The organism is Pseudalkalibacillus hwajinpoensis (assembly GCF_015234585.1).
Classification (GTDB): Bacteria; Bacillota; Bacilli; order Bacillales; family Guptibacillaceae; genus Guptibacillus; species Guptibacillus hwajinpoensis_B.
Genome location: NZ_JADFCM010000001.1, coordinates 1,596,533 through 1,620,090, shown reverse-complemented (window position 1 = coordinate 1,620,090; position 23,558 = coordinate 1,596,533). Strand labels below are relative to the sequence as shown.

The following is a 23,558-nucleotide window of genomic DNA, read 5'->3' as shown; positions in this document are numbered from 1 at the left end:
CTTTTAGGCGGGATTTTTGTTTATCTAAACTGAAAGGGGTCCGTTATTTCTTGTGAAGACATAATAACCGTATCAAAATTTTTCTCTTCTACAAAAGCCTGCAATTTTTCCCGTACACCCTCAATCATAATCTTTTCAATATTATGGCCTGCATCAATAATTTGGAGCCCTTCCATCATAGCATCGTGAGCTACATGGTAATAAATATCACCTGATACAAATACATCTGCTCCACTAAATCGAGCTGCACTAATAAATTTATTACCGTCTCCACCTAACACAGCAACTTTTTTTATTTTAGAAGTAAGATCGCCTACAATTCTAACACCACTTGCGCCAAGCTTCTCTTTCACGAAACCAGCAAAATCTTCTAATGTCATTTCTGCATCAAGATGACCTATTCTTCCCAGCCCAAGCTTTTCTGGTTCATTTTCTAAAGGATAAATATCGTAAGCTACTTCTTCATAAGGATGCGCCTTTTTAACAGCATTTAAAACCTTCGCTTGTTGATCTGCATGAAAAATGCTTTCAATTTTCACCTCTTGAACAGCTTCTAACTCTCCTGATTCACCAATAAATGGCTGCGCTTGAACTGTGGGCTTGAATCGGCCAGTTCCTTGAGAAGTAAATGTACAATCACTATATTCGCCTATAAACCCTGCTCCTGATTTCGAAAGAGCTGTTCTAATTTGTTCCTGATGTGTAATTGGAACGAATATAGCTATTTTCTTTAGTTCTCGTTGAAATGTTTCAACAAGAACGCTCGTTTCTTGTAGTCCTAATGCATCCGCGAGCATATCATTCACACCACCAGGTGCAACATCTAAATTTGTATGTGCCGCGTAAACAGTGATGTCATTTTTAATTAGCTTCTCAACCATTTTCCCCTGTTCTGTATCCAAATTGATTTTCTTAAGAGGACGGAAAAGAATGGGGTGATGGGCAATAATTAAATCTACCCCTTCTCGAACCGCTTCGTCTACCACGTTGGGAAGAACATCAAGCGCGGTCATTACCTTTTTAACCTTTTTGTTTAAGCTTCCGATTTGCAATCCAATTGGATCTCCATTTTCGGCATACTTCTTTTTTGACCAGGCCTCAAATTCTTGAATAATCGCCTGAGCTGAAGCTATCTTGCTCATGAGAGTACCTCCTTAATGATGTCACGCTCATTCGTTACCTGCGCTTCTTTGTCAGAAACACCTTCTGTATTTGTAAGAGACTGTAAGATCCGTTCTCTTTTCTTTAATTCAATCTGCCATTTTTTCATAAACGCTTCATTTCTATCCTTTAGGAGAAAGGGGCCTGCAAGTAAATTTTTTTGAAGTTCTTTGCCATCCATTCCAGCGTAGGGTTGCTTTCCATTGCCAGCATCAAATACAAGGACTTCGTAAATTTTATCATCTTCCTCAAGAATCCGTTCATCGACAAGTTCCCAGTTCAAATCCGCAAGTCGTTCACGTAAAAGATGTGCCGCAACATTAGGTTGTAAGATTAGCCGCTTCACATTTTCTAGCTTCTCTACTCCGCCTAGCAAGATATCCCGTATGAGTTGTCCTCCCATTCCTGCGATTGTAATCACATCCACTTCTCCAGGCGAGATGACTTCAAGGCCATTTCCCTTACGTACTGTTATTTCATTGGTGAATCCGCTTCGCTTAACTTGCTTGATAGCCGATTGGTATGGACCCTCGTTCACTTCTCCGGCAATCGCCATAGTAATACGTTGATGATTCATCAAATAACATGGCAAATAGGCATGATCAGATCCAATATCAGCCACACTACTTCCCTCTGGAACAAAATTCGCAACCATTTTCAAACGTTCAGATAATAATTTATCGTTCATTTTTTCACCACTACTTATCCAGTTTTCTTCTCTATAGTTTACCCTCTCTGCATGCAAGCTAACAAGAATTTGCATTCCGTAAAGGTTAATTGACATACAAATAGAAAAGCCTCCTGTTCTCACAGAAAGCTTTTTTCCTTCTTATTTTTTCTCAGATAACCACTGAGCTACTGCTTCAGCTTGTTCTCCCTGAATAACTCCAGCTGGCATTCCCGAACCTTTACCATTATTAATAATGTCGAGAATTTCATCTTTGGAGTACTTTCCGCCAACAGCATTTAGAGCTGGTCCAACCTGGCCGCCTAGATCACCGCCATGACAGGAAGCACAGTTCTGAGCGTAAATGTCTTCTGGTGCTGCTGCTTCAGCTTGTTCTTGCTTCTCGCCTTCACCTTCAGCACTTTCTTCGCCGCCCTGTTGCAATGCCCAGAAAGAAACACCAATAATGAGAATTAATCCGATAACTGCTGTCCATGCAAATGGAATAAGCGGATTCTTTTTCATTTCTTTTCCTCCTTGTACCGATTCGCTGATATCGTTTTCCCCAATTATGTAAGAGTAAACAAATCATAACTTATTTTACTTGAAAACGCTATGAAAGAAAAGGGGAAGCGAGGCAAATCACATATTTGTCATTGATTTCACTCTATACTTATCATAGCAAATTTTTCTAATAAAACAAACGGCATCAGCACAATCACTGATGCCAACAATTATTTTTATTTGGATATTTCTGAATTAAGGTTTGCCCATTCAACTGCTGATTCACGTAACTTGTATTTTTGTATTTTCCCCGAAGCTGTCATTGGATACTCATCTACAAAGAAGACGTGTGCAGGTACTTTATATCTTGCAATTTTACCTTTACAGTATAAAAGAATATCGGAAGCATTAACTGCTCCTTTTTCTTTTAATTGAATGCATGCTACTACCTTTTCACCGTATTTCTCATCTGGTACTCCAATAACCTGAACGTCCTGAACAGACGGATGGGAATACAGAAATTCTTCAATCTCCCTGGGGTAAACATTCTCTCCCCCGCGTATAATCATATCTTTCAAACGTCCTGTAATCTCTACATAGCCCTCTGAGTCCATTTTAGCGATATCTCCAGTATGAAGCCATCCTTCTTCATCAATCACTTGATTCGTAGCCTCAGGCATGTTGTAGTACCCTCTCATCACGTGATACCCTCTCGTGCATAGCTCACCAGCTTCGCCAGATGGAACCTCGAGGCCTGATACGGGATCAACTATCTTCACTTCGACACCTGGTAAGGCTCTTCCCACTGTATTAACTCTATACTCGAGGGGATCATTGGTTCTTGTTTGGGTAATTACTGGTGAAGCTTCAGTCTGTCCATAAGCTATTGTTATTTCTACCATATTCATTCTTTTCATGACGTTTTTCATCACTTCTATCGGACATGGGCTTCCAGCCATTATGCCAGTCCTTAACGAGCTTAGATTATAGGATTCAAATTCAGCAAGACTGAGTTCGGAAATGAACATCGTTGGTACACCATGAAGTGCTGTACATCTTTCTTTCTCCACAGTTCTTAGTACCAGTTCTGGTTCAAACTCAATGATCGGAAAGATCGTCGCTCCTGCAGAAAAAGCCGCTAAAGTTCCGAGCACACAACCAAAACAGTGGAAAAATGGAACAGGAATACAAAGTCGGTCATTATGAGTGAGCTCCATGCATTGGCCAATCTGGAAGCCATTATTGAGAATATTATTATGAGTGAGCATCACTCCTTTTGGAAAGCCGGTCGTTCCTGACGTATACTGCATATTAATGACATCGTCTGGATCAAGTTCTCCATTTCTCATTTCTAATGCTTTATCCGTCACCGATACGCTTCCCTTGAGAAAATCTCGCCACTTCATGAACGAAGAACGTTCTTCTGTTCCAATATAAATAACATCTTTCAAATATGGAAGACCAGCTATCGCACATTTCCCAACAGTCAGTTGATCATTGCTTTTTTGAAGTTGCAAGAAAACCTCAGGATAAGAAGTGCCTTTGAAGCCATCAATTAAAAAGAGACGAGTGGATTCTGACTGCTTTAGGACATATTCTAACTCTGATGATTGGTAATTCGTATTAATCGTGACAAGAACCGCCCCCACTTTTGCAGTGGCAAATTGCAAAAGTAACCATTCCGGTACATTCGTAGCCCAAACTGCTACGTTCTCTCCTTTAGTAACACCCAACCCTAGCAACGCTTTAGCAACTCTGTTCACTTCATTATTGAACTCTTCAAACGTGTAACGAATTTTTTCTTTTGAGTAGACGACAGCTTCTTTATTACCAAACTGATCCACTTGTCTTTCGAGCATCGATCCGATCGTCTCATGAAGCAATTTCGTCATAGTAACACTCCTATCATCATTAAGAATCCAGAAGAGATAAAGAGATCATCTTCTTCTCTTCTGGACCATGGGTATTTGCTTAGTTAATAATCAGTGTTGGTTTTGGCCCCTTTACGACTTGAACCAAAACTAACTAGTTAATGGGGTTCACTAATAAATTCATGTTATGAAAAAGACAATAATAGAGAAACTTCAAGAGTAACAACTAATCGAGCGCTCGTTCAGTTTAACAACCAATTTCTCGAGCAATAACCATTCTTTGGATTTCTGAAGTACCTTCTCCAATTTCAAGTAGTTTTGCATCTCTAAAATAACGCTCAACGTGATAATCGCGCATATATCCATTTCCTCCATGAATCTGAACAGCTTGATCACAAACTTCCATACAAATTTCTGAAGCATAGAGCTTACAAATAGAAGCTTCTTTCGTGAATTTCTTCCCTTGATCTTTCAACCAGGCTGCTTTATATACCATCGTTCTCGCTAATTCAATTTTCATCGCCATATCCGCTAGCTTAAATTGAATCGCCTGGAAGCGTGAAATCGCACGACCAAACTGCTTACGCTCATTAGCATACTGTAACGCCTTCTCATAAGCTGCCTGAGCAATCCCTACTCCCATAGCACCTATTCCAATTCGACCACCATCAAGAGTAATAAGAAACTGTCTAAAGCCATCGCCGCGTTTCCCCAGCAGATTTTCTTCTGGTACTCTCACGTCTTCCATTACAAGTTCCGTTGTGTTTGAAGAATGAAGTCCAAGCTTCTCATAGTTATCAACTACTCTAAATCCTGGTGCAGAAGTAGGCGCAATGATTGCACTAATTTCTTTATTACCATCCTTACGATCAGTAATAGCGGTTAATGCAAGATGATCAGCATACGAAGCATTCGTTATATAACATTTGCTTCCATTAATTACCCATTCTCCATCTTTCAGTACGGCTTCAGTCTCGGTCCCACCTGCGTCAGAACCAGCATTAGGTTCTGTTAAACCAAAGGCTCCTAATGACTCACCGGAACAGATTGGCGCAAGATATTTCTGCTTTTGTTCTTCAGTACCAAATAAGTTCAGCGGTGCTCCTCCGAGTGATACGTGCGCCGAGTATGTAATTCCAGTTGAACCACACGCACGACTCAATTCCTCTACTACGATTGCAAAGCTGACGGTATCTGCACCGCCTCCTCCATATTCTTCTGGAAATGGAAGCCCCATAATCCCCAAGTCACCAAGCTGTTGAAATATCTCTTTTGGAAACCTTTTCTCTTTATCGCGTTGTTCGGCACCTGGCGCCACTTTTTCGTCAGCAAATTCTCGAATCATTTTCTGAATCATTTTTTGTTCTTTCGTTAAGTCAAAGTTCATGAACAAATAACCTCCTGTAAATAAAAATCCAATAATGTGAATGCGCTTACATTTCATTATCTCCTTTGATTGCTACTTTTTCAACATTTTAGAATATAAAAATAATTTTATATATTATTTTTTTGCCAAACTATTTTGAGAAGCCTACTACAACGGGCGTTAACGCTTTTTTTACAAAAAGCGGCATTTGCAAAACGAAAGAAAAATCAGTAAAATAAATGACAGGAATTGTATTCTTTATTAATCCGTTCCACTAACGATAAAAAAGAGTTTTTAACTAAACCGTTTTCACATATGGTAAGAATGTGATTCATTAAGCCATAAAAAAACTCTCTGACTGCATGAGCAGACAGAGAGTGATCCATTCTATTCAAGAAAATCTTTGAGTCGTTTGCTTCTACTTGGATGACGGAGCTTGCGAAGTGCTTTCGCTTCGATTTGGCGAATTCGCTCACGTGTAACTCCAAAGACGCGACCTACTTCTTCTAGGGTTCTTGTACGTCCATCATCAAGTCCGAAACGCAGTCTAAGAACATTTTCCTCTCGATCAGTCAGCGTATCTAGTACGTCTTCAAGCTGTTCCTTGAGTAGTTCATAAGCTGCAGCATCGGATGGTGCCAATGCATCTTGATCTTCAATAAAGTCTCCGAGGTGGGAATCGTCTTCTTCCCCAATAGGCGTTTCTAAAGATACTGGTTCTTGAGCTATCTTAAGAATTTCACGGACTTTTTCAGGAGAAAGGTCCATTTCCTTACCAATTTCTTCAGGAGCAGGTTCACGGCCAAGATCCTGAAGAAGCTGGCGCTGCACACGAATCAATTTATTGATTGTTTCAACCATATGAACTGGAATACGAATCGTTCTAGCCTGGTCTGCAATTGCGCGAGTGATAGCTTGACGGATCCACCACGTGGCATAAGTACTAAATTTGTAACCTTTACGGTAATCAAATTTCTCAACTGCTTTAATAAGGCCCATATTTCCTTCCTGGATTAAATCAAGGAAAAGCATCCCACGACCAACGTAACGCTTCGCAATACTAACAACAAGTCGAAGGTTTGCTTCAGCAAGACGACGTTTTGCTTCTTCGTCACCTTCTTCAATACGTTGTGCTAGACTAATCTCTTCCTTTGCAGAAAGAAGGTCTACTCGGCCAATCTCTTTAAGGTACATACGAACGGGATCATTTATTTTGACACCCGGAGGAACACTTAAGTCATTAAGATCAAATTCTTCTTCCTTATTCACTTCTTGAGGCGAAGGGTTTTCAGTACTATCTTCGATGACTTCTACACCTTGTTCCTCTAGATATTCAAAGAATTCATCCATTTGATCGGAATCCTGTTCAAACGGGGACAACCGTTCTACGATCGTAGAGTAAGTAATTAAGCTTGTTTTCTTTCCAAGCTCTACTAACTGCTCTTTCACTTGATCGATGGTTAATTCACCTTCCGCCGGCTGGCGAGTTGGTTTTTCAGCCATTCGATCCCCTCCTTCCATACATCTCAACAATAAAAATAGTTAATTTCTTAAAATGAATTTTTTAAGTTCTTCTTCATTTCAAGAATTTCCATAGCGATCTTAGCTGCCTGGACAAAGTCTTGCTTCATTTCCGCTTCTTTTTTCTCTTTTTCTCTCTCTTCTATCTTTATCCATTCTGGATAATTTAACACCTGCCGAATATAATCATGAAGTTCTTTATCCGACACGTCTTCATTTAAATCCATCATGGCCAGTTCAGAAGCAATTTTGACAAGGTTAGGATCAGTAAGCTGCTCCATGAATTGACTAATGTCCGCCTCATGGCCGTTAGCATAAAAGCTATACAGATATGCAGCGATCGCACTATGCTCGTCAATATTAAACGAACCGCCAACCTCTTCCTGCACTTTTTCTGCAACATCCAGATCTCGCATCATATATGCAAGTAAGATTCGCTCTGAATTCTGGAAAGCAGGTAGGAGCTTTTTCTTCACATAGAAATTTTTCCTAGCATTATTATCCCTTTTAGGAGGAGCATTATCCTTACTTTTCTTGCCCTCTTTATAAAACTGGGTAACTTGCTGCTTTAGAGCATCGAGTGAAAGTGAGAATTCTTCCGATAGTTGTCTAAGATAATGGTCTCTTTCGACAGCGTTTGAAAGTCCGCTAATTTCTTTAAGTACTTCTTCGATGTAGCGGATTCGTTCTCCTTCATCCGATAGGTTTTTTCCTGATCGAAAAACTTCCATTTTAAAAGCCATTACTGTTGACGCTGCCCCTATTACATCCTTTTCAAACCGTTCTGCACCGTATGTTCGGATATAGTCATCGGGATCAAGTCCGTTTGGCATTTTTGCGATTCTTACATAGCAACCGGCTTCGACTAATTCATCCGCTGCTCTTGTAGCAGCATTAATCCCCGCCTTATCTGAGTCATAACAAATCACCACTGATTCTGTCTGTCTTCGTAGAAGTTTAGCCTGATCTTTGGTTAATGCTGTCCCTAGACTCGCTACAACGTTTTGTACCCCATTCCCGTACGCTGTAATCACATCCACGTAACCTTCTAAAAGGATAGCCTGGTCTTTTAAGCGGATAGAAGAGCGGGTAAGATGAAAACCATACAAAAACTTCCCTTTCTGAAACAATTTTGTTTCAGGGCTATTCAAATATTTCGGTTCACCTTCACCTAATATTCTGCCTCCAAATGCGACCGGTCTTCCTTTTGGATCCCATATTGGGAACATAATACGATTGCGAAAACGATCAAAATATTTCCCATCAAACTCCCTTTTTGCAAGAAGTCCAGCATTTGCAATTTTTGCTATAGGATAGTTTCTCTTCTCCAAATATCCCGTTGCATAATCCCACGAATCAGGGGCAAAGCCAAGTTGGAACTTCTCAATCATTTCATTTGTAAAGCCTCGCTCGCTCAGGTAATCACGAGCTTTTTCACCTTCTGGCGTCTTAACCATGCAATGATTATAAAGCTTAGCTAGAAAATCATGAGCCTTATAGATGACCTCATTCTCAGATGTTGTCTTTGGATTACTATTTTGATTGTCTTGAACTTCAGGTAGTTCTATCCCTGATTTCTGTCCAAGTGCTTCAACAGCTTCTATGAAGTTGTATCCTTCTATTTCCATTAAAAATGAAAATGCATTACCACCAGCGCCACAACCAAAACAATGATATATTTGCTTATCGGGAGCTACTGAAAATGAAGGAGTACTCTCTCCATGAAAAGGGCAAAGACCGAAGAAATTCCTTCCTTGTTTCTTCAGTTGGACATAATCACTAATCACATCAACGATATCGGTGGATTTGCGAATCGCTTCAATTTTCTCTTCCGGGATTCTGCCACTCATTAATTATCACCAACAGGTTCTATAATTTCGACAAATAGAAATAAACTCCTTCATAATTCGACAAAATTTTAATTAATTCTTTCCGAAACTCATCTCGATCTTCACTCGTAAACTTTCGCGGACCTTTTGTATGCTTACCCGCTCTTCTACTTTTCGATGCTAAATAACGCGTATGTAGAAGAGTAGAAATGTTCTCTTCAGTGTATCTTTTTCCTCTTGGAGAAAGGACAAAAACACCCTTTGGAAGGAGTATACTTGCTAGTCCATAGTCTTGAGTTACAGCTAAATCACCTTTCTTAGCATGACGATGGATGTAGAGATCAGCTTCTTCCTTTTCAGAGTCTACCATAACCCACCTCGCTTCACGGAACGTCGTGCTCATATGAGCATACGATGCCACAAAAACGATTTCGGTTTCTGATAAAGCTTGTTGAAAAGACATCATTTCTTCCTTAATTAGAACAGGACATGCATCTGCATCGACAAAAAGCGTCAGTTTCTTTTTCGTCATAATTCTGTATTCTACATCTCCCTGAGTTATCCTTCTTTTGAAATTTATGTTTTAACTTTCAGAATTTTAGTTCAAGCCCCAATAGTTTAAGAATCTTATTAAAGCCTTCTTATATGATTATAGACAAATTTTATTGACAATATTTGATTATATACTAAAAATATTAAATTGAACAGGTAAAAACGATAAAAAAACGCCATCATCGTGACCAAATTCAATCCGATGATGGTGTGATTCTTTGATTTTTCAAGCTATATTCATGATAGGTCATCACAAGGTGACTTTTCAGCATAGCTGAAAGGCGAGATATCAACAATATTAGCTAACATAGCTTTCGCGGAAAATATAGAAGAAATCAATCATTCTATTCAAGCTTTTTTAAGAAGTATGCTTCCCTTTATGTAAGCTAAGAATTAAATTAGCTGTTTCTTCTACAGCTCGATTAGAAACATCGATCACTTGACAATTCATCTTATTAATAATCGTATCAAAATATTCAAGCTCGTCTTTAATTCTCGTCATATTTGCATAGCTCGCTTCGGCATTTAATCCAAGAGCAATTAGTCTTTCTTTGCGTATATTGTTTAATTTCTCGGGGCTTATTTTAAGGGCATAGCATTTACCTTCACCAACAGTAAATAGTTCTTCAGGTGGGTCGACCTCAGGAACAATCGGCACATTAGCCACCTTCAACCTTTTATGAGCTAAGTATTGAGATAGCGGTGTTTTCGATGTTCTTGAAACTCCCACAAGAACAATGTCTGCCAGTGCAATTCCTCGTGGGTCTCTCCCATCATCATATTTAACAGCAAACTCAATTGCTTCTACTCGGCGAAAATAATCTTCATCGAGCTTATGTACAAGTCCAGGCTCATTGCGCGGAGCTTTACCAATAACTTCTTGCATATGATCAATCATAGGACCAATAATATCAACAGCCTGAATATTTTCTTTTGACGCGACATCAAGAAGGAATTTTCTCAATTCAGGCACCACTAGGGTAAACGCTACGATCGCTTTCGTTTCTTTTGCAAGTGTCATCACTTCATGTATTGTAGCCGTGTCCTCTACATAGGGAACTCTTCTAACATCGAAATCGGTAGGGTCAAACTGACTTGCTGCCGCCTTTACGACAAGCTCTGCCGTTTCACCAACCGAGTCTGAAATAACATACACAATTGCACGATTTGTTGTATTTGTCATATAAACCTCCTAAGCTAAATAATTTCATCCTTAGCCAGATCTACAAGAGCTCTGGTAATATTTGTTTTCGTAATTCTCCCGATAACCTCAATGCCGTTCTCTACATCTTTTACAATCGGCAAGGCATCTATTTGCTTTTCGATTAGCTGATTTGCCACTTCAATTAAAAGATCTTCTCGTGAGCAAACAGTAATGTTAGGCATTCTTGTCATAATAATTGTTACTGGAATACTACCAAGATCTTGCTTACCGAGCGCAGCTCTTAATAGGTCTTTTCTTGATAAAACACCGACTAAATGAGCCATTTCATTTACAACAAACAACGTACCTACATCCTCAAGAAACATCGAGCAAATCGCATCATATACGCTTGCGTTCTCTTGGACAACTACTGGTATAGACTTATAATCGTCAACTTTAATTTTTCTTATTTTCTCAGTAAGAAGTTGTGAGCCTGTTTTCCCTGTATAAAAATACCCAACTCTTGGCCGTGCGTCAAGATAACCTGCCATTGTAAGGATAGCAAGATCAGGTCTAAGCGTTGCGCGAGTCAAACTAAGCTTTTCAGCAATATGCTCGCCTGTAATAGGTCCTTCGTTTTTTACGATCTGAAGGATTGTTTCCTGTCGATTATTCAGTTGGATAAGAATCACCACCTTTACTAAAAATGTTATACTGTATTTTCATTATTATATACGATTATACCATTTGAACGAAAGCATCAAGCCTGTATTTGAAAAAATCAAGCCATAAAAACTTTTTAAGTGATATTGTGAAGTAAATAAAAGCTATATGATGGAACATCGTTGATTTAGCTCTATTGAAAATAAAAAGCCTCCGGATTCTCTCTCCGCAGACTTTTTACTCAAGTTTGAATTTGTCTAACTGATCCAAAAATCGTTTTGACTTTAGGTAAAGACCCGAATAAGCGTCAAAATACAAATTAAGAATGTGCCTAATCTCTTTTTTTGTTTCATCTTTAAGTGAAATATTTCCTAATCTTCCGAGATCAATGTGGGCAAACAGGTGAAGAAGCTCTGCCGTTCGTTTTGTCATTGGAAGATGATAAGGATCGACTGAAAGACAACGGTGACATAGCAATCCACCTTCATTAATTGAAAAGTGGAATTTCCCTTCAGGAAGGCCGCAGTTCGCACAACGATCCAGTTGAGGGGTTATTCCAGCAACACGTAGCATTTTCAATTCGAATATAAACACCACTACTTCAGGGTCTTTTTCTTCATCTAACGCGTGCAGCACCTGATAGAGCATCTCAAATAAATAGGGGTTAGGCTTTCGTTCCTCTGTTAATTTGTCAACAAGCTCTGCCGCATAAGCAGCATATGAGGTAAGAAAAAGATCATTGCGAATGGAACGAAATGAATCAATGATTTCCCCCTGATTCAGTCCCCCAAGACCGGATGTATGCTGGTAAAGATACTGACCATATACAAAAAGTTGAGAAACAGCAGAAAGACGGCTTTTAGGTTTTTTTGCGCCTCTTGCCATAACGCCAACCTTACCCGTCTCTCTTGAAAAAAGTGTTAGTATTTTATTTGTTTCACCATAGTCTACGGTTCGAATCACAATTCCTTCAACCTTTTTTAACAAGAACATTCACCAACCGTTTCCTGTTAACATTCCATAAGGTCAAGTGAGGCGAGTTACTTCTTCCAAATCGATAAGAGATTCTCCCTCTTCATCGCTCGGTGTTTCCATTTCCTTCAAAAGAAGATAAGTATCAATGTTTCCTGTTTCACAAAATATTTTCCAGGTAAACTCTAACACTTTAGATCCCACCTTTCATTTTGTAAAAAGTTTTTCTCTTACCTCTAGCTTGACCTGACATATGTCGGTTTATGTGATGGAATATTTAACAAAATTTCACTTAATAGTCATCTTCCCGGTAACCATAATCACGTAATGATGATGGTTTGTTTCGCCAATCCTTTACTACCTTCACCCAAATCTCCATAAATACACGTGAACCAAGAAGGGCTTCAATATCTTGCCTTGCTCGCTTTCCTACTTCTTTTAGCATTTTCCCCTGTTTTCCGATGATAATGCCTTTTTGAGAAGAGCGTTCTACGACGACGGTGACATGAATATCAATGACATCAGAACCTTCACGTTTGACCATTTGTTCTGTGACAACTGTAACTGAGTGAGGGATTTCTTCTCTTGTCAAATGAAGAACTTTCTCCCTTACAAGCTCTGCCACAATAAATCGTTCAGGGTGATCGGTCACATGATCACTTGGGTAATATTGGGGCCCTTCTTCAAGATAGCCAACTACCTGCTCTAAAAGTGTATTCACATTATTTCCTTGCAAAGCAGAAATCGGAACGATTTCGGCAAATGAATATTTATCTTTATAAAAATTAATCATAGGGAACAATTGATCAGGGTGAACTTGATCAATTTTATTAATGACTAGGAAGACTGGACTTTCTACATTCTGCAAGCGATCAATAATATACTGATCCCCAGCTCCGTAACCTTCTTCAGCATTAATAACGAACAATATTAAATCGACTTCATTTAATGAACTTTGAGCCATTTTAATCATAAAGTCGCCTAGTTTATGTTTTGGCTTATGAATCCCTGGCGTATCGATAAAGACAACTTGTGCATCATCTCTCGTATAAACGCCTTGAACTTTGTTGCGCGTTGTTTGGGCTTTATCACTCATAATCGCAATTTTTTGGCCAATCACTTCGTTTAACAAAGTTGATTTCCCTACATTTGGTCTACCAACAATTGATACAAATCCTGACTTAAATACTTCTTTACTCATTCAAATCCTCCGGTGAAAATGCGCCAGGAAGCAAATCGCTGACGGTTAATTCATGTATTTTTCCATCTAAGTTTGTTAAGATAACTTGCATATCTGGAGAACAAAGTTCAGATATCACCTGTCTACACGCACCACAAGGTGGGACTGGCCTTTTAGTATCTGCAACTACTGCAATCGCTTTATATGCTTTATGACCTTCTGAGTAGGCTTTAAATAGGGCTGTACGCTCCGCACAGTTACACATGCTGTATGCAGCGTTCTCAATATTACATCCACCAAATACTGTGCCATCTTCAGAAAGAAGAGCTGCACCTACTTTGAATTTTGAATAGGGAACGTAAGCCATTTCTCTTGCCTTTTTAGCTTCATCAATCAACATTTGCTTATCCATTACTATTCCTCCTTATGACTGAAACAAGTGAACAATCGGTTCGAAAAAGAGAAGGATACCGATTATAACTGAAATGACCGCAAAAAGAAAGACTGCAGCGGCTGAAACATCTTTTGCTACTTTCGCTATAGGATGTTCTTTTTCGGTAATTAAGTCAATCGATCTCTCAATCCCTGTATTTAACGCTTCTAAGCTTAACATGATACCGATTACAGTTAATAATATGCTCATCTTTATCACAGATAGCTCAAGAATTAGCCCCGCTATCAGAACGAAACTACCTGCAATAAGATGAAATAGAAAATTTTGTTCATTTTTCACTAAATAACGAAAGCCTTGTGAAGCATATAGAAAGCTACGTAAAAACCGTAACAACCTCGACCGATTATCTCGTGAGGCCATATTGTTCTAACAGCACTTTTTGTTTTCCGAACATTTCTTTCTCATCTTCCTCGGTCATATGATCATAACCCAGTAAATGAAGAAAACCATGAACACTTAAAAAGCCAAGCTCCCGCTCAAAACTATGTCCATATTCAGTAGCTTGATCCTCTATTTTTGGAACGGAAATAACAATTTCTCCGAGTAAATGCGGTAGTTCTTCACCAATAATAAGCGGTTCTTCTCCCTCTTCCTCATCATCAAGTGCGAAGGAAATGACATCTGTCGGTTGATCTTTCCCACGATATTCGCGATTGATCTCGGTAATACGTTCATTATCCACAAACATAACCGACACTTCACTTCCCGGTCTAACCTCTTCTTCCTTTGCAGCATGGTTTAATAAATTCTCGAGCATCTCAAGCTGCTCTTTTTTAATTGAGTTCGTCTCATCAACAAAGTCTATCGTTAAATTCATGAAGTCACCTTCTTTTTTAATTCTGTTGGATATTCAATTCGACTATGAAAAATACCATTTAATGTTTCTAATATTGTTTTTGCAACAATGTCGAGCTCTCTGAGAGATAAATCACATTCGTCAAACTGTCCATCTTCAAGTCTTTCAGTAATAATTTTTCTTACGAGCGATTCAATGGTATCAGGGTTTGGTTTGTTCATCGACCTCACTGCCGCTTCGATACAGTCTGCAATTCCAACTACAGCGGCTTCCTTCGTTTGAGCTCTTGGTCCAGGATAGCGGAATTCAGCTTCAGACACCTGCTGATCAGATTGTTCACTTGCTTTGTAATAAAAGAACTTCAGCAGTGTCGTTCCGTGATGTTGTTCAGCTATATCCACAATTTCTTTTGGCAATCGATGCATCCTAAGCATCTCCGCCCCGTCAGTGGCATGAGAAACGATAATTGTTTTACTTAAATATGGAGAAATTTTATCATGCGGATTTTCCATATTCATTTGATTTTCAATGAAGAAGTGGGGGCGTTTTGTTTTACCAATGTCGTGGTAATAGGCTCCCACCCTTGCTAGTAAACCGTTGGCTCCAATCGATTCACATGCTGCCTCCGATAAGTTAGCAACCATTACACTATGGTGATACGTTCCCGGTGTTTCAACAAGAATTTTTCTCAGAAGTGGATGATTTGGATTAGATAATTCGATTAATCTTGTAGTCGAGATGATCCTAAAACCTGCTTCAAAGAAAGGCATAAGTCCCAGTGTTAACATAGATGAAAGAAAACCTGATACGAAAGCAAACAAGAAATGGTAGCTTAATTCGATTCCACTGTATTGTCCGTTCTTTAACATTAATAATATAGCCACTGAAACGATGTTTATTAAGGATACTAGTAATCCTGCTTTCAATATGTTGGATCGATGATTTCTTTTACCGAGGAAAAAGACTCCCGATAATGAACTCATCAATACATAGAAAGCAAGTGACGCATTCATTGGTCCCGTTATTTCTCCGTTGAAAAACACGCCAGCACACACTCCAAAGAGGAAGCTTGATGCAATGGCTAATTGTTCATTAAAGAGCATTTTGATGAGCATAGAACCTACCGCTACAGGAACAATATAAGCAATACCCGGCAATTCAATTCCCTGCATCAAGCTCGATAGTTTCAGAACAAGCAGTGTGCTGAGATAAATGAGAACGAGAATCAATAAATTTGTATTGGCTGAGCGGACTCTTGAATTTACATCCTGAAAGAAGTAATACAAATAACCAGTAAGAAGGACAACTAGCAATGCAAGGCCGATATAAGGAACTGCATCAAACCCCTCATCAAGAAGACCAGCTAGTCTTAATTGCTCCATCACTTCTCTGTTAATCATCGCTCCTTCTTCAACGATAATTTGGCCTTCACGAATCATAACCGGCTGAACTGCTTCTATTGCTTCTTGACGACTTTGTTCGGTTTGTTCTGGATCTAGAAAATAATTAGGCACAATACTCTGCTGTGCTACTGTTATCATTGCTTTTTTCTGCTCAGTAGGTAGAGAAGTAAGGGATAACCGATCTTCCACATCCGTTTTAGATTGCTCTAAATTATCAATAGACACTCTATCAGTCATGACTTCCATTACTTCAGATAGTGTCAGCTCTTTAATTAAGCTAATTTGAGACAATTCCGCTTCAAGAAGTGGGACGAGAGTTTCGTTTGAAAGTTCTGCTGACATCGACACAGATAGTAAAGATTCAAGCTCTGTTATTTTCTCTTCTGTCGTTTCAGCGTCATCACTATCATTGTTTTTAACCTTTTCAATACCTGAAAACAAATCATTTAATTGATCGACCTGTGACTGAGAAACTTCATCTCTGTAAACATATTTTGCGTCGATTTGAGCTGCTTTCGATCGTTCATCTTCTGTGGCTGTTTTATTTTCGATCGTAATAGGCGAAGCTATATCATGATCTGCTCTTGAATAAAGAGAAACGTCCAATGATTCAGGAATGACATTTGAAAGCATCGTTAAATACATGATGAGAGCAACCAGGCCATAAAGAGACCATTTCACCATTTTTATTCGTTCAATATTACGGAGATTATCCTGAAACAGACGTTTAATCTTCGCAACCATAGCTTTCTTCACCTCATAAGTTCTGGCCTCTACTACTCTTCTTCATATTTTATCAGAATTCCCTAATAAATGGAGCGGAATCTCACAATAAGTTAAACTGATTGGAAGCAGTTCAACTTGATGAAAACATAAAAGATAAAGGTATCGTGTTGAATTCTTAAAGGCTAAAAAAAGACCCGTTTTTCACGGGCCTTTGAAAGCTTATTTCGTTTCATGCTCGTATGCGTCAATAATTCGTTGAACTAATGGGTGCCGGACCACATCCGTTTGCTGTAAGTAAATAAATGAAACGTCTTTTACTCTCTTAAGGATTTTTTCGGCAGCAGCAAGGCCTGATTCTTTACCTTTCGGAAGGTCAATTTGCGTTATATCTCCAGTGATGACCATTTTAGAACCAAATCCTAATCGTGTTAAGAACATTTTCATTTGCTGAGAGGTTGTATTTTGTGCTTCATCTAAGATAACGTAGCTATCATCAAGCGTCCGACCTCTCATATAGGCAAGTGGAGCAATTTCGATCGTACCACGTTCAATTAAGCGCGTCGTTTGTTCTACACCAAGTACATCATGAAGCGCATCGTACAATGGGCGTAAGTATGGGTCCACCTTTTCCTTCAGATCCCCTGGTAAAAACCCAAGACTCTCTCCAGCTTCAACTGCTGGGCGAGTTAGCACAATTTTCTTCACCTGGTTGTACTTGAGAGCTGTTACCGCCATTACAACGGCAAGATACGTCTTACCAGTTCCAGCTGGACCAATCCCAAATACCAGATCGGTTTTCTTCATAGCCGACACATAATGACGCTGTCCCAGCGTCTTAACTTTAATCGGTTTCCCTTTAGCGTTCGTTGTGATTTCTTCTTGGTAAAGTTCAAGAAGCTGATCTAGCATTCCCTGTTGAACAAGTTGACAAGCATAAACGACATCTCTCCCTGAGATACTTGCTCCGCGTTTTATAAGGGTATGAAGCGTGTGGACAACTTCCTTTACCATGGCGATGGTTTCTTCATTACCTTTTACGGATATGCCTTCTCCACGAGTAACAAGTGAAACTTCAAGTGATTCCTCAATTATCTTTAAATGCTCATCGCCAGGACCAAATAAGCTTTGAGCTTCATTAGAATTTTCTAACTGCAATGTAAGATCAACATAAGATTCTGCCAATAGCCATCAATCTCCTTGAATAATCGGTATGTCTTTCCCGATCTCTTCTATTACTTCATAGTGTATCTTTACGTTTACTTTACCATTCTCTACCTCATGGTGCAAAATCTTTTCCTCTTTAATTTCAGCTTCTTTGGAGGTTTTATTTAGGATGTCCTCCCGACTAACACTACGCGCCGCATTCAGTGCTTCTTTTTCTGTGTATTTTCTTGTCACTTCCTTTGTTGCCAGCACCTCAGTCGTTTGAAAAGCTATCGGGATTTCCCACTTCAAAAAATGAAAATCAGTCTCTCTTTTGAGCTCTTCGTAGTGTTCAAAATCTGGTTTAGAGAAGCCCCATATTGGGATGCGTAAGCCAAACAATCCAATCGCGTATTTCGTTTCTGATTCTCCTGTGTTTGTTTGAAAAGTAGATTCAAGTGGAATGGAAACATCAGTTACATACCACGTCTTTCCATAAACTTCGCCTCTTGCAGGAACAAGTTCACTCTTATCTTCTTTTCCAATAAAGCCTGAAATAAGCAATTGACCCGGTTTGACATATGTGTTTTCCTCTACCTGCGCCTGACCTTCCTCAACATACATTTTTGTAATGATCGCTTTCTTATTCGCAACGATATGCCTCGGACTTAGCGCAGGTTCTTTTTCAGGAAGCTGCTTTTGCACAACTTCGAAATGATAGGTAGTCCCGCTTTGCTTAACACCAACCCACGTAATTTCTTCTAAACTCTCTGTAATCTCGCGCTGAAGCTCTTGATTAGAAGGCAATTGAAAGATAAATTTACCCTTCTTTACTCCTAGCTCGACTGCTGCCTGCTTTAGTTTATGCTCCACTTCAGGTGTAGCACCGTTTACTGTAATAGACCAAACCATGTTCGATAAAATGAATATCAATACTAAACATCCAATTACTCCACTGAGAAAGCCTCTAGAATATATGATCCTTTTAATTACAAATGGAAAACCTTTTCTTTCATGAATTCGAATTCTACACCTTGTCCTCTTTAAGTGCGGCCTAATTCTCTTTACATCAGAAGTATAGAGCGAAAGAATAATAGTATCTTTATCCAGACGAACGATATCCCAAATTGGTATGTTGTACTCAATACACCGATTAATAAAGAGTTCTGAATAAGAACCCACTACTTTAATTCGAACAAATCCTGAAAAAAGTTCTCGTAAGTATTCCTTCATAGCAGCCTCCTGTATAGTCAGCCTGAGGATATCATAAGGCTTCTCATCAGTTATTAGGTCGATCAAGGTAAGAAACATGTTCAATTTTACCCTCAAGAAGTATCTCTTCTGGAAGAATTGTCTTAAGCATAAAATCTTTTCCTTTAATCAACAATTGGCCATTCTTAAGAAGGAGGCGAACTTCTTCATTAGAGAATTTTAAAACACCTTGATGATTCTCTATGTAGATATGCAGCTGCCCTACCATGGTTATTCGTGGTAAATCCATGACTGCATCTGCAGGAAGCTCTAACCTTCGGGTTAACCAGCTTTTTAGACCATGCTTCCACTTTGCCATGGATGCTCCCCCCTCTCCCTTCATCTTTATGAAAAGAATCGCAAAACTATCCCACTTACATTTGATTAAAAATCCTGTTCTCATCTTATGCAAACTTAAAATGAATGATCGCGCTCCAACAAAAAAAGACGCCAATCGGCGTCTTTTGAACATTTTATTTCTTCATCTGTTTCATGCTTATCATCGAGGGATGCGGTTTTCTTGAGCGCGGCGGCCCAAGGATTTCCGACCAGATTATACCATCCCTTACATTCTTCTTATTTATCGAAAGATTCTTATCATTCTTATAAGAAGTTTGCTTCACATTCTTTTGAACTTTAATATCATTCTCTGAATATCGATTCTCCCGCTTCGCCATCCGTCCTAGAGCTTCTTGATAAGCACTGACAGTCTCAGATTGAGGAGTTTCCTCTTCCCCTATCCCATTATACTCTGAACGGCCTGAGGCGGTATTTCCCTGCTCTCTCCGTCTTTGTGATTGCTGGCGATTGTTAGCAGCGGGTTTCGATTTCTGTTTTTCTTCCTCACTGCCCATTCGCTTAAGGAAACTAATAATTCCCCCAATAGCGACCAACACAAAAACAAAATTATTTAGAAGCAGTTCAATCAGATTATCCAACAAGATCACCTCCACCACAGGACTTAGGAAACAGTTTAGCGATCATCCTCATCTTCTTCCTGATTCGGTTTCCCAATCATGTCACGCATATCTGTATCTGCTTCAATGTTCTTTAAATTCATATAGTCCATTACTCCAATATTACCAGCTCTTAGGGCTTCAGCCATTGCCATCGGTACCTCAGCCTCTGCTTCAACAACTTTAGCACGCATTTCCTCTACGCGAGCGCGCATTTCTTGCTCTTGGGCAACAGCCATCGCACGACGCTCTTCAGCTTTCGCTTGCGCAATATTTTTATCTGCTTCAGCTTGATCCGTTTGTAGAACCGCACCGATATTTTTACCGATATCAATGTCAGCAATATCGATTGAGAGAATCTCAAATGCCGTACCTGCATCTAACCCTTTGGAAAGAACCGTATGAGAAATCATATCTGGGTTCTCAAGTACCTTCTTATGATTTCCAGAAGAACCAATTGTACTAACAATACCTTCGCCTACTCGAGCAATAACAGTATCTTCACCAGCTCCACCTACAAGGCGGTCAATGTTAGCACGCACTGTAATTCTTGCTTTTGCTTTTACTTCAATTCCATCCATCGCAACACCTGCGATAAAAGGGGTTTCAATCACTTTCGGGTTAACACTCATTTGCACAGCTTCTAATACATCTCTACCCGCAAGATCAATCGCCGCGCCTCGTTCAAAGCTCAGTTCTATATTCGCGCGGTGCGCTGCAATTAACGCATTAACAACACGGTCAACGTTACCACCAGCAAGGTAGTGGCTTTCTAATTGATTTGTACTTAACTCAAGTCCCGCTTTTACAGCTTTAATTAACGGATTAATAACGCGTGATGGAATAACTCGACGTAATCTCATCCCCACAAGGTTAAAAATACTAACTCGCACACCAGCTGCTAATGCTGAAATCCACAACATAACAGGTACAAACGTGAAAAGAATCGCTAAACCAATAATAACTAACCCTACTATAACTAATAAACCTAACGTTCCAGTATCCATAATTTTCCTCCCTGATTTAAACTATTTATTTTCTCTTACAATGACTCTAGATCCATTTGTTTTTACAACCTTAACTGCTGTCCCAACTGTTAAGAAACTCCCCTCCGTTACAACGTCCAGACGTTCGTCTCCAAACTCCGCTATGCCCGATGGTCTAAGCGGAGTCACCGCTACACCTTCCATTCCAAGCAATTCTTCCCGAGTAGCATTTGAGACATACCCAAATTCTGACTTCGTTGAATCAGAAAGAACAATTTTTTTGAAGAAGCCACGATAGCCGAACAGCCGAATGAACAGATAAGAACCACCAATTGTAACGGCAACGGCAATAAGGACCGCAATTAAAACGTATTGCATCGATTGTCCTGAAGCAAGAACAATACTCGCCACAACGCCTACCGCCCCAAGAACGCCGAATATTCCAAAGCCAGGAATGAATATCTCGACGATGATCAGCACAACTCCGACAATCAATAGAAGAAGAGATTCCCATCCAGCAAAACCAGCAATCATATGACCAAAGAAGAACAGTAGAAGAGCACCCGCTCCCATAAATCCTGGTACTCCAAATCCAGGTGAATACAGTTCCAATACAAGTCCCAAACTCCCTATAGATAATAAGATGGGAATAATAATAGGATTTGTAACAAAGCGTGCAATTCTCTCTGCAATACTAACTTCGGCATCACTTACTTCGGCATCCTTAAGATTTAGAACGCTTAGTAGTTCTGTGCGATCTTCTGCAGTCCCTTCGGCATATCCAACTTTCACAGCTTCCTGATCGTTAAGCGTTAAAAGCTCACCTTTAGGTGCATTATAATCCGGAAGGTCTACATCAGGATCAGCCATTGCTAGCGCATACTTTGGATCTCGATCATTAAGTTCTGCGGCAGATTTCATAGCCGCATGCCAGAAAGACTCTGCTTTCTTTCCTGCCGTATTGCCAGATTGATCAATGATAGCAGCCGATCCCATAAGCGCTCCTGGTTCCATAATAATCTGATCCGCATTTAAAGCAATATAAGCGCCAGCTGAAAGTGCTCGATTCGTAACATATGCTGTAATCGGAACGTCTGATGCTTTCATAATCTTGGCAATATTATCAGCCGCATTCACTGCCCCTCCAGGCGTGTTAATTTCTAACACAATGTGATCAGCTCCCTGGTCCTCCGCATCCTGGATCGACCGTTTTAGAAATGCTTCCAACCCTCGCTCCACTTCCTGCTCAACAGGTATAAATGTAACGAGATCTCCTTCGCCTTCACCCAAAACTAACTCTCCAAAGAACGGAAGAAAAACCATCATCATGAAGCAAATACACATTAAAAACCTGACTATGTTTTTTCCGATAGTGATCCCTCCCTCCAACTTCCTAAGTATACGAATGAGATCATCATGAAGTTTCAATTTTATGTAGAAGAATATCTTTAGTATGACAAAAGGATTTAGAAAATACTAGTTTGAAATGGCATATGGATCGAAATTGTTTGAAATATGACATAACTATTATTTCTGTTCATTTGTTTCGTTTGTATGAGCGAGCGTTGATAAAAAAACACGCCCTGTTCATACAGGGCGTGTTTGCGCTTGATCATATTTATCCAACACTTAAGACATAACTAAGTTCATCTTCTCTTTAACAGGGAAGTGAACCCCCAGTCAAGTCTTAAGGTCTGATTGTTTCAACTAGTCATCTTTAGAAAAATATAATCTTCTAAAGTGACAGCATCACTTTATGATAAGTTTTTTTGTACAAGACGATTAACAAGTCCGCCGTCCGCTTTGCCTTTTACTCGAGGCATTAGCGCACCCATTACCATACCCATATCTTTCTTTGAAGACGCGCCAGTTTCAGAAATAACTTTCTGAACAATCTGGTCAACTTCTTCTTCAGAGAGTTGTTTCGGCAGGTAGACAGATAAAATCGACAGCTCTTCATCGAGATTCTGCACAAGATCACTTCGGCCAGCTTTTTCAAATTCAAGGAGGGAGTCTTTACGTTGCTTGACTTCGCGAGTGAGAACGGTAAGTTCTTCCTCTTCAGTTAAATCATGACCCAGTTTAATGGATTCATTCTGAATTGAAGATTTCACCATCCGAATAACAGATAGTTTGTTCTTCTCTTTGTTCTTCATCGCTACTTTCATATCTGCTGTTAAACGGTCATTTAGACTCACTGACCTAACACCCTCTCTTAGAACTTACGCTTTTTCCTTGCTGCCTCAGATTTCTTTTTACGCTTTACACTTGGCTTTTCATAGTGCTTGCGCTTCTTTACTTCAGCCATAGTGCCTTCTTTAGAAACCGTTCTCTTGAAGCGACGCAGAGCATCATCGATCGACTCGTTCTTACGCACGCGAGTTTCCGCCATCTCTATCCCTCCCTCCAAAAC

At 39.6% G+C, this 23,558-nt stretch carries 25 protein-coding genes; all 25 read right to left on the bottom strand.

Going from position 1 to position 23,558, the window contains the following annotated elements:
- Positions 1-20: 20 nt before the first annotated feature.
- Positions 21-1,142, bottom strand: coding sequence for a Nif3-like dinuclear metal center hexameric protein (locus IQ283_RS07850; RefSeq protein WP_194219526.1), 1,122 nt, complete (start codon positions 1,140-1,142; stop codon positions 21-23).
- Complete coding sequence (locus IQ283_RS07845; RefSeq protein WP_194219654.1) at positions 1,139-1,849, bottom strand: tRNA (adenine(22)-N(1))-methyltransferase; 711 nt, start codon at positions 1,847-1,849, stop codon at positions 1,139-1,141. The genes IQ283_RS07850 and IQ283_RS07845 overlap by 4 nt, the downstream gene beginning before the upstream one ends.
- 141 nt (positions 1,850-1,990) lie before the next feature.
- Positions 1,991-2,353 carry a cytochrome c550 gene (cccA, locus tag IQ283_RS07840; RefSeq protein WP_194219525.1) on the bottom strand — a complete coding sequence of 121 codons (363 nt, stop codon included), beginning with the start codon at positions 2,351-2,353 and terminating at the stop codon, positions 1,991-1,993.
- Between the two features lie 215 nt (positions 2,354-2,568).
- Positions 2,569-4,224: an AMP-binding protein gene (locus tag IQ283_RS07835; protein ID WP_194219524.1), complete on the bottom strand. Its 1,656-nt coding sequence runs from the start codon at positions 4,222-4,224 to the stop codon at positions 2,569-2,571.
- A 226-nt stretch (positions 4,225-4,450) separates the two neighbouring features.
- A complete protein-coding gene (locus IQ283_RS07830) occupies positions 4,451-5,590 on the bottom strand; it encodes an acyl-CoA dehydrogenase family protein (RefSeq protein WP_194219523.1) in 1,140 nt (379 codons plus the stop codon).
- Between the two features lie 366 nt (positions 5,591-5,956).
- Positions 5,957-7,072, bottom strand: coding sequence for an RNA polymerase sigma factor RpoD (gene rpoD, locus IQ283_RS07825; protein WP_194219522.1), 1,116 nt, complete (start codon positions 7,070-7,072; stop codon positions 5,957-5,959).
- Positions 7,073-7,119: 47 nt separating this feature from the next.
- Positions 7,120-8,940, bottom strand: coding sequence for a DNA primase (gene dnaG, locus IQ283_RS07820; protein ID WP_194219521.1), 1,821 nt, complete (start codon positions 8,938-8,940; stop codon positions 7,120-7,122).
- A gap of 19 nt (positions 8,941-8,959) precedes the next feature.
- Complete coding sequence (locus IQ283_RS07815; RefSeq protein WP_194219520.1) at positions 8,960-9,451, bottom strand: YaiI/YqxD family protein; 492 nt, start codon at positions 9,449-9,451, stop codon at positions 8,960-8,962.
- 378 nt (positions 9,452-9,829) lie between these two features.
- Positions 9,830-10,654: a pyruvate, water dikinase regulatory protein gene (locus IQ283_RS07810; RefSeq protein ID WP_194219519.1), complete on the bottom strand. Its 825-nt coding sequence runs from the start codon at positions 10,652-10,654 to the stop codon at positions 9,830-9,832.
- Between the two features lie 14 nt (positions 10,655-10,668).
- Positions 10,669-11,310, bottom strand: coding sequence for a helix-turn-helix transcriptional regulator (locus IQ283_RS07805; protein WP_276511807.1), 642 nt, complete (start codon positions 11,308-11,310; stop codon positions 10,669-10,671).
- 205 nt (positions 11,311-11,515) lie between these two features.
- On the bottom strand, positions 11,516-12,265 hold the full coding sequence (recO, locus tag IQ283_RS07800; protein WP_194219652.1) for a DNA repair protein RecO: 750 nt from the start codon (positions 12,263-12,265) through the stop codon (positions 11,516-11,518).
- A 39-nt stretch (positions 12,266-12,304) separates the two neighbouring features.
- Positions 12,305-12,442: a YqzL family protein gene (locus IQ283_RS07795; RefSeq protein WP_194219518.1), complete on the bottom strand. Its 138-nt coding sequence runs from the start codon at positions 12,440-12,442 to the stop codon at positions 12,305-12,307.
- A gap of 100 nt (positions 12,443-12,542) precedes the next feature.
- A complete protein-coding gene (gene era, locus IQ283_RS07790) occupies positions 12,543-13,451 on the bottom strand; it encodes a GTPase Era (protein ID WP_194219517.1) in 909 nt (302 codons plus the stop codon).
- Complete coding sequence (locus IQ283_RS07785; protein ID WP_194219516.1) at positions 13,444-13,842, bottom strand: cytidine deaminase; 399 nt, start codon at positions 13,840-13,842, stop codon at positions 13,444-13,446. Before IQ283_RS07785 ends, era begins: the two co-directional genes overlap by 8 nt.
- Before the next feature lie 12 nt (positions 13,843-13,854).
- Positions 13,855-14,244: a diacylglycerol kinase family protein gene (locus tag IQ283_RS07780; protein ID WP_194219515.1), complete on the bottom strand. Its 390-nt coding sequence runs from the start codon at positions 14,242-14,244 to the stop codon at positions 13,855-13,857.
- On the bottom strand, positions 14,228-14,701 hold the full coding sequence (ybeY, locus tag IQ283_RS07775) for an rRNA maturation RNase YbeY (protein ID WP_194219514.1): 474 nt from the start codon (positions 14,699-14,701) through the stop codon (positions 14,228-14,230). The genes IQ283_RS07780 and ybeY overlap by 17 nt, the downstream gene beginning before the upstream one ends.
- Entirely contained in the window at positions 14,698-16,827 is a 2,130-nt protein-coding gene (locus IQ283_RS07770; RefSeq protein ID WP_194219651.1) for an HD family phosphohydrolase, read from the bottom strand. The genes ybeY and IQ283_RS07770 overlap by 4 nt, the downstream gene beginning before the upstream one ends.
- A 201-nt stretch (positions 16,828-17,028) precedes the next feature.
- Entirely contained in the window at positions 17,029-17,991 is a 963-nt protein-coding gene (locus tag IQ283_RS07765) for a PhoH family protein (RefSeq protein ID WP_194219513.1), read from the bottom strand.
- Positions 17,992-17,997: 6 nt separating this feature from the next.
- Entirely contained in the window at positions 17,998-19,185 is a 1,188-nt protein-coding gene (gene yqfD, locus IQ283_RS07760; protein WP_194219512.1) for a sporulation protein YqfD, read from the bottom strand.
- A gap of 46 nt (positions 19,186-19,231) precedes the next feature.
- Positions 19,232-19,522, bottom strand: coding sequence for a sporulation protein YqfC (gene yqfC, locus IQ283_RS07755; protein WP_194219511.1), 291 nt, complete (start codon positions 19,520-19,522; stop codon positions 19,232-19,234).
- Between the two features lie 154 nt (positions 19,523-19,676).
- A complete protein-coding gene (locus IQ283_RS07750) occupies positions 19,677-20,141 on the bottom strand; it encodes a hypothetical protein (RefSeq protein ID WP_194219510.1) in 465 nt (154 codons plus the stop codon).
- Between the two features lie 35 nt (positions 20,142-20,176).
- On the bottom strand, positions 20,177-21,166 hold the full coding sequence (gene floA / locus IQ283_RS07745) for a flotillin-like protein FloA (protein WP_194219509.1): 990 nt from the start codon (positions 21,164-21,166) through the stop codon (positions 20,177-20,179).
- A 21-nt stretch (positions 21,167-21,187) separates the two neighbouring features.
- A complete protein-coding gene (locus tag IQ283_RS07740; RefSeq protein ID WP_194219508.1) occupies positions 21,188-22,489 on the bottom strand; it encodes an NfeD family protein in 1,302 nt (433 codons plus the stop codon).
- Positions 22,490-22,899: 410 nt separating this feature from the next.
- Positions 22,900-23,343, bottom strand: a complete 444-nt coding sequence (locus tag IQ283_RS07735; RefSeq protein ID WP_194219507.1) for a GatB/YqeY domain-containing protein — start codon at positions 23,341-23,343, stop codon at positions 22,900-22,902.
- Between the two features lie 17 nt (positions 23,344-23,360).
- Positions 23,361-23,537 (bottom strand): 30S ribosomal protein S21, encoded by a 177-nt coding sequence (gene rpsU / locus IQ283_RS07730; RefSeq protein ID WP_048312787.1) that lies wholly within the window; start codon positions 23,535-23,537, stop codon positions 23,361-23,363.
- Between the last annotated feature and the right edge of the window lie 21 nt (positions 23,538-23,558).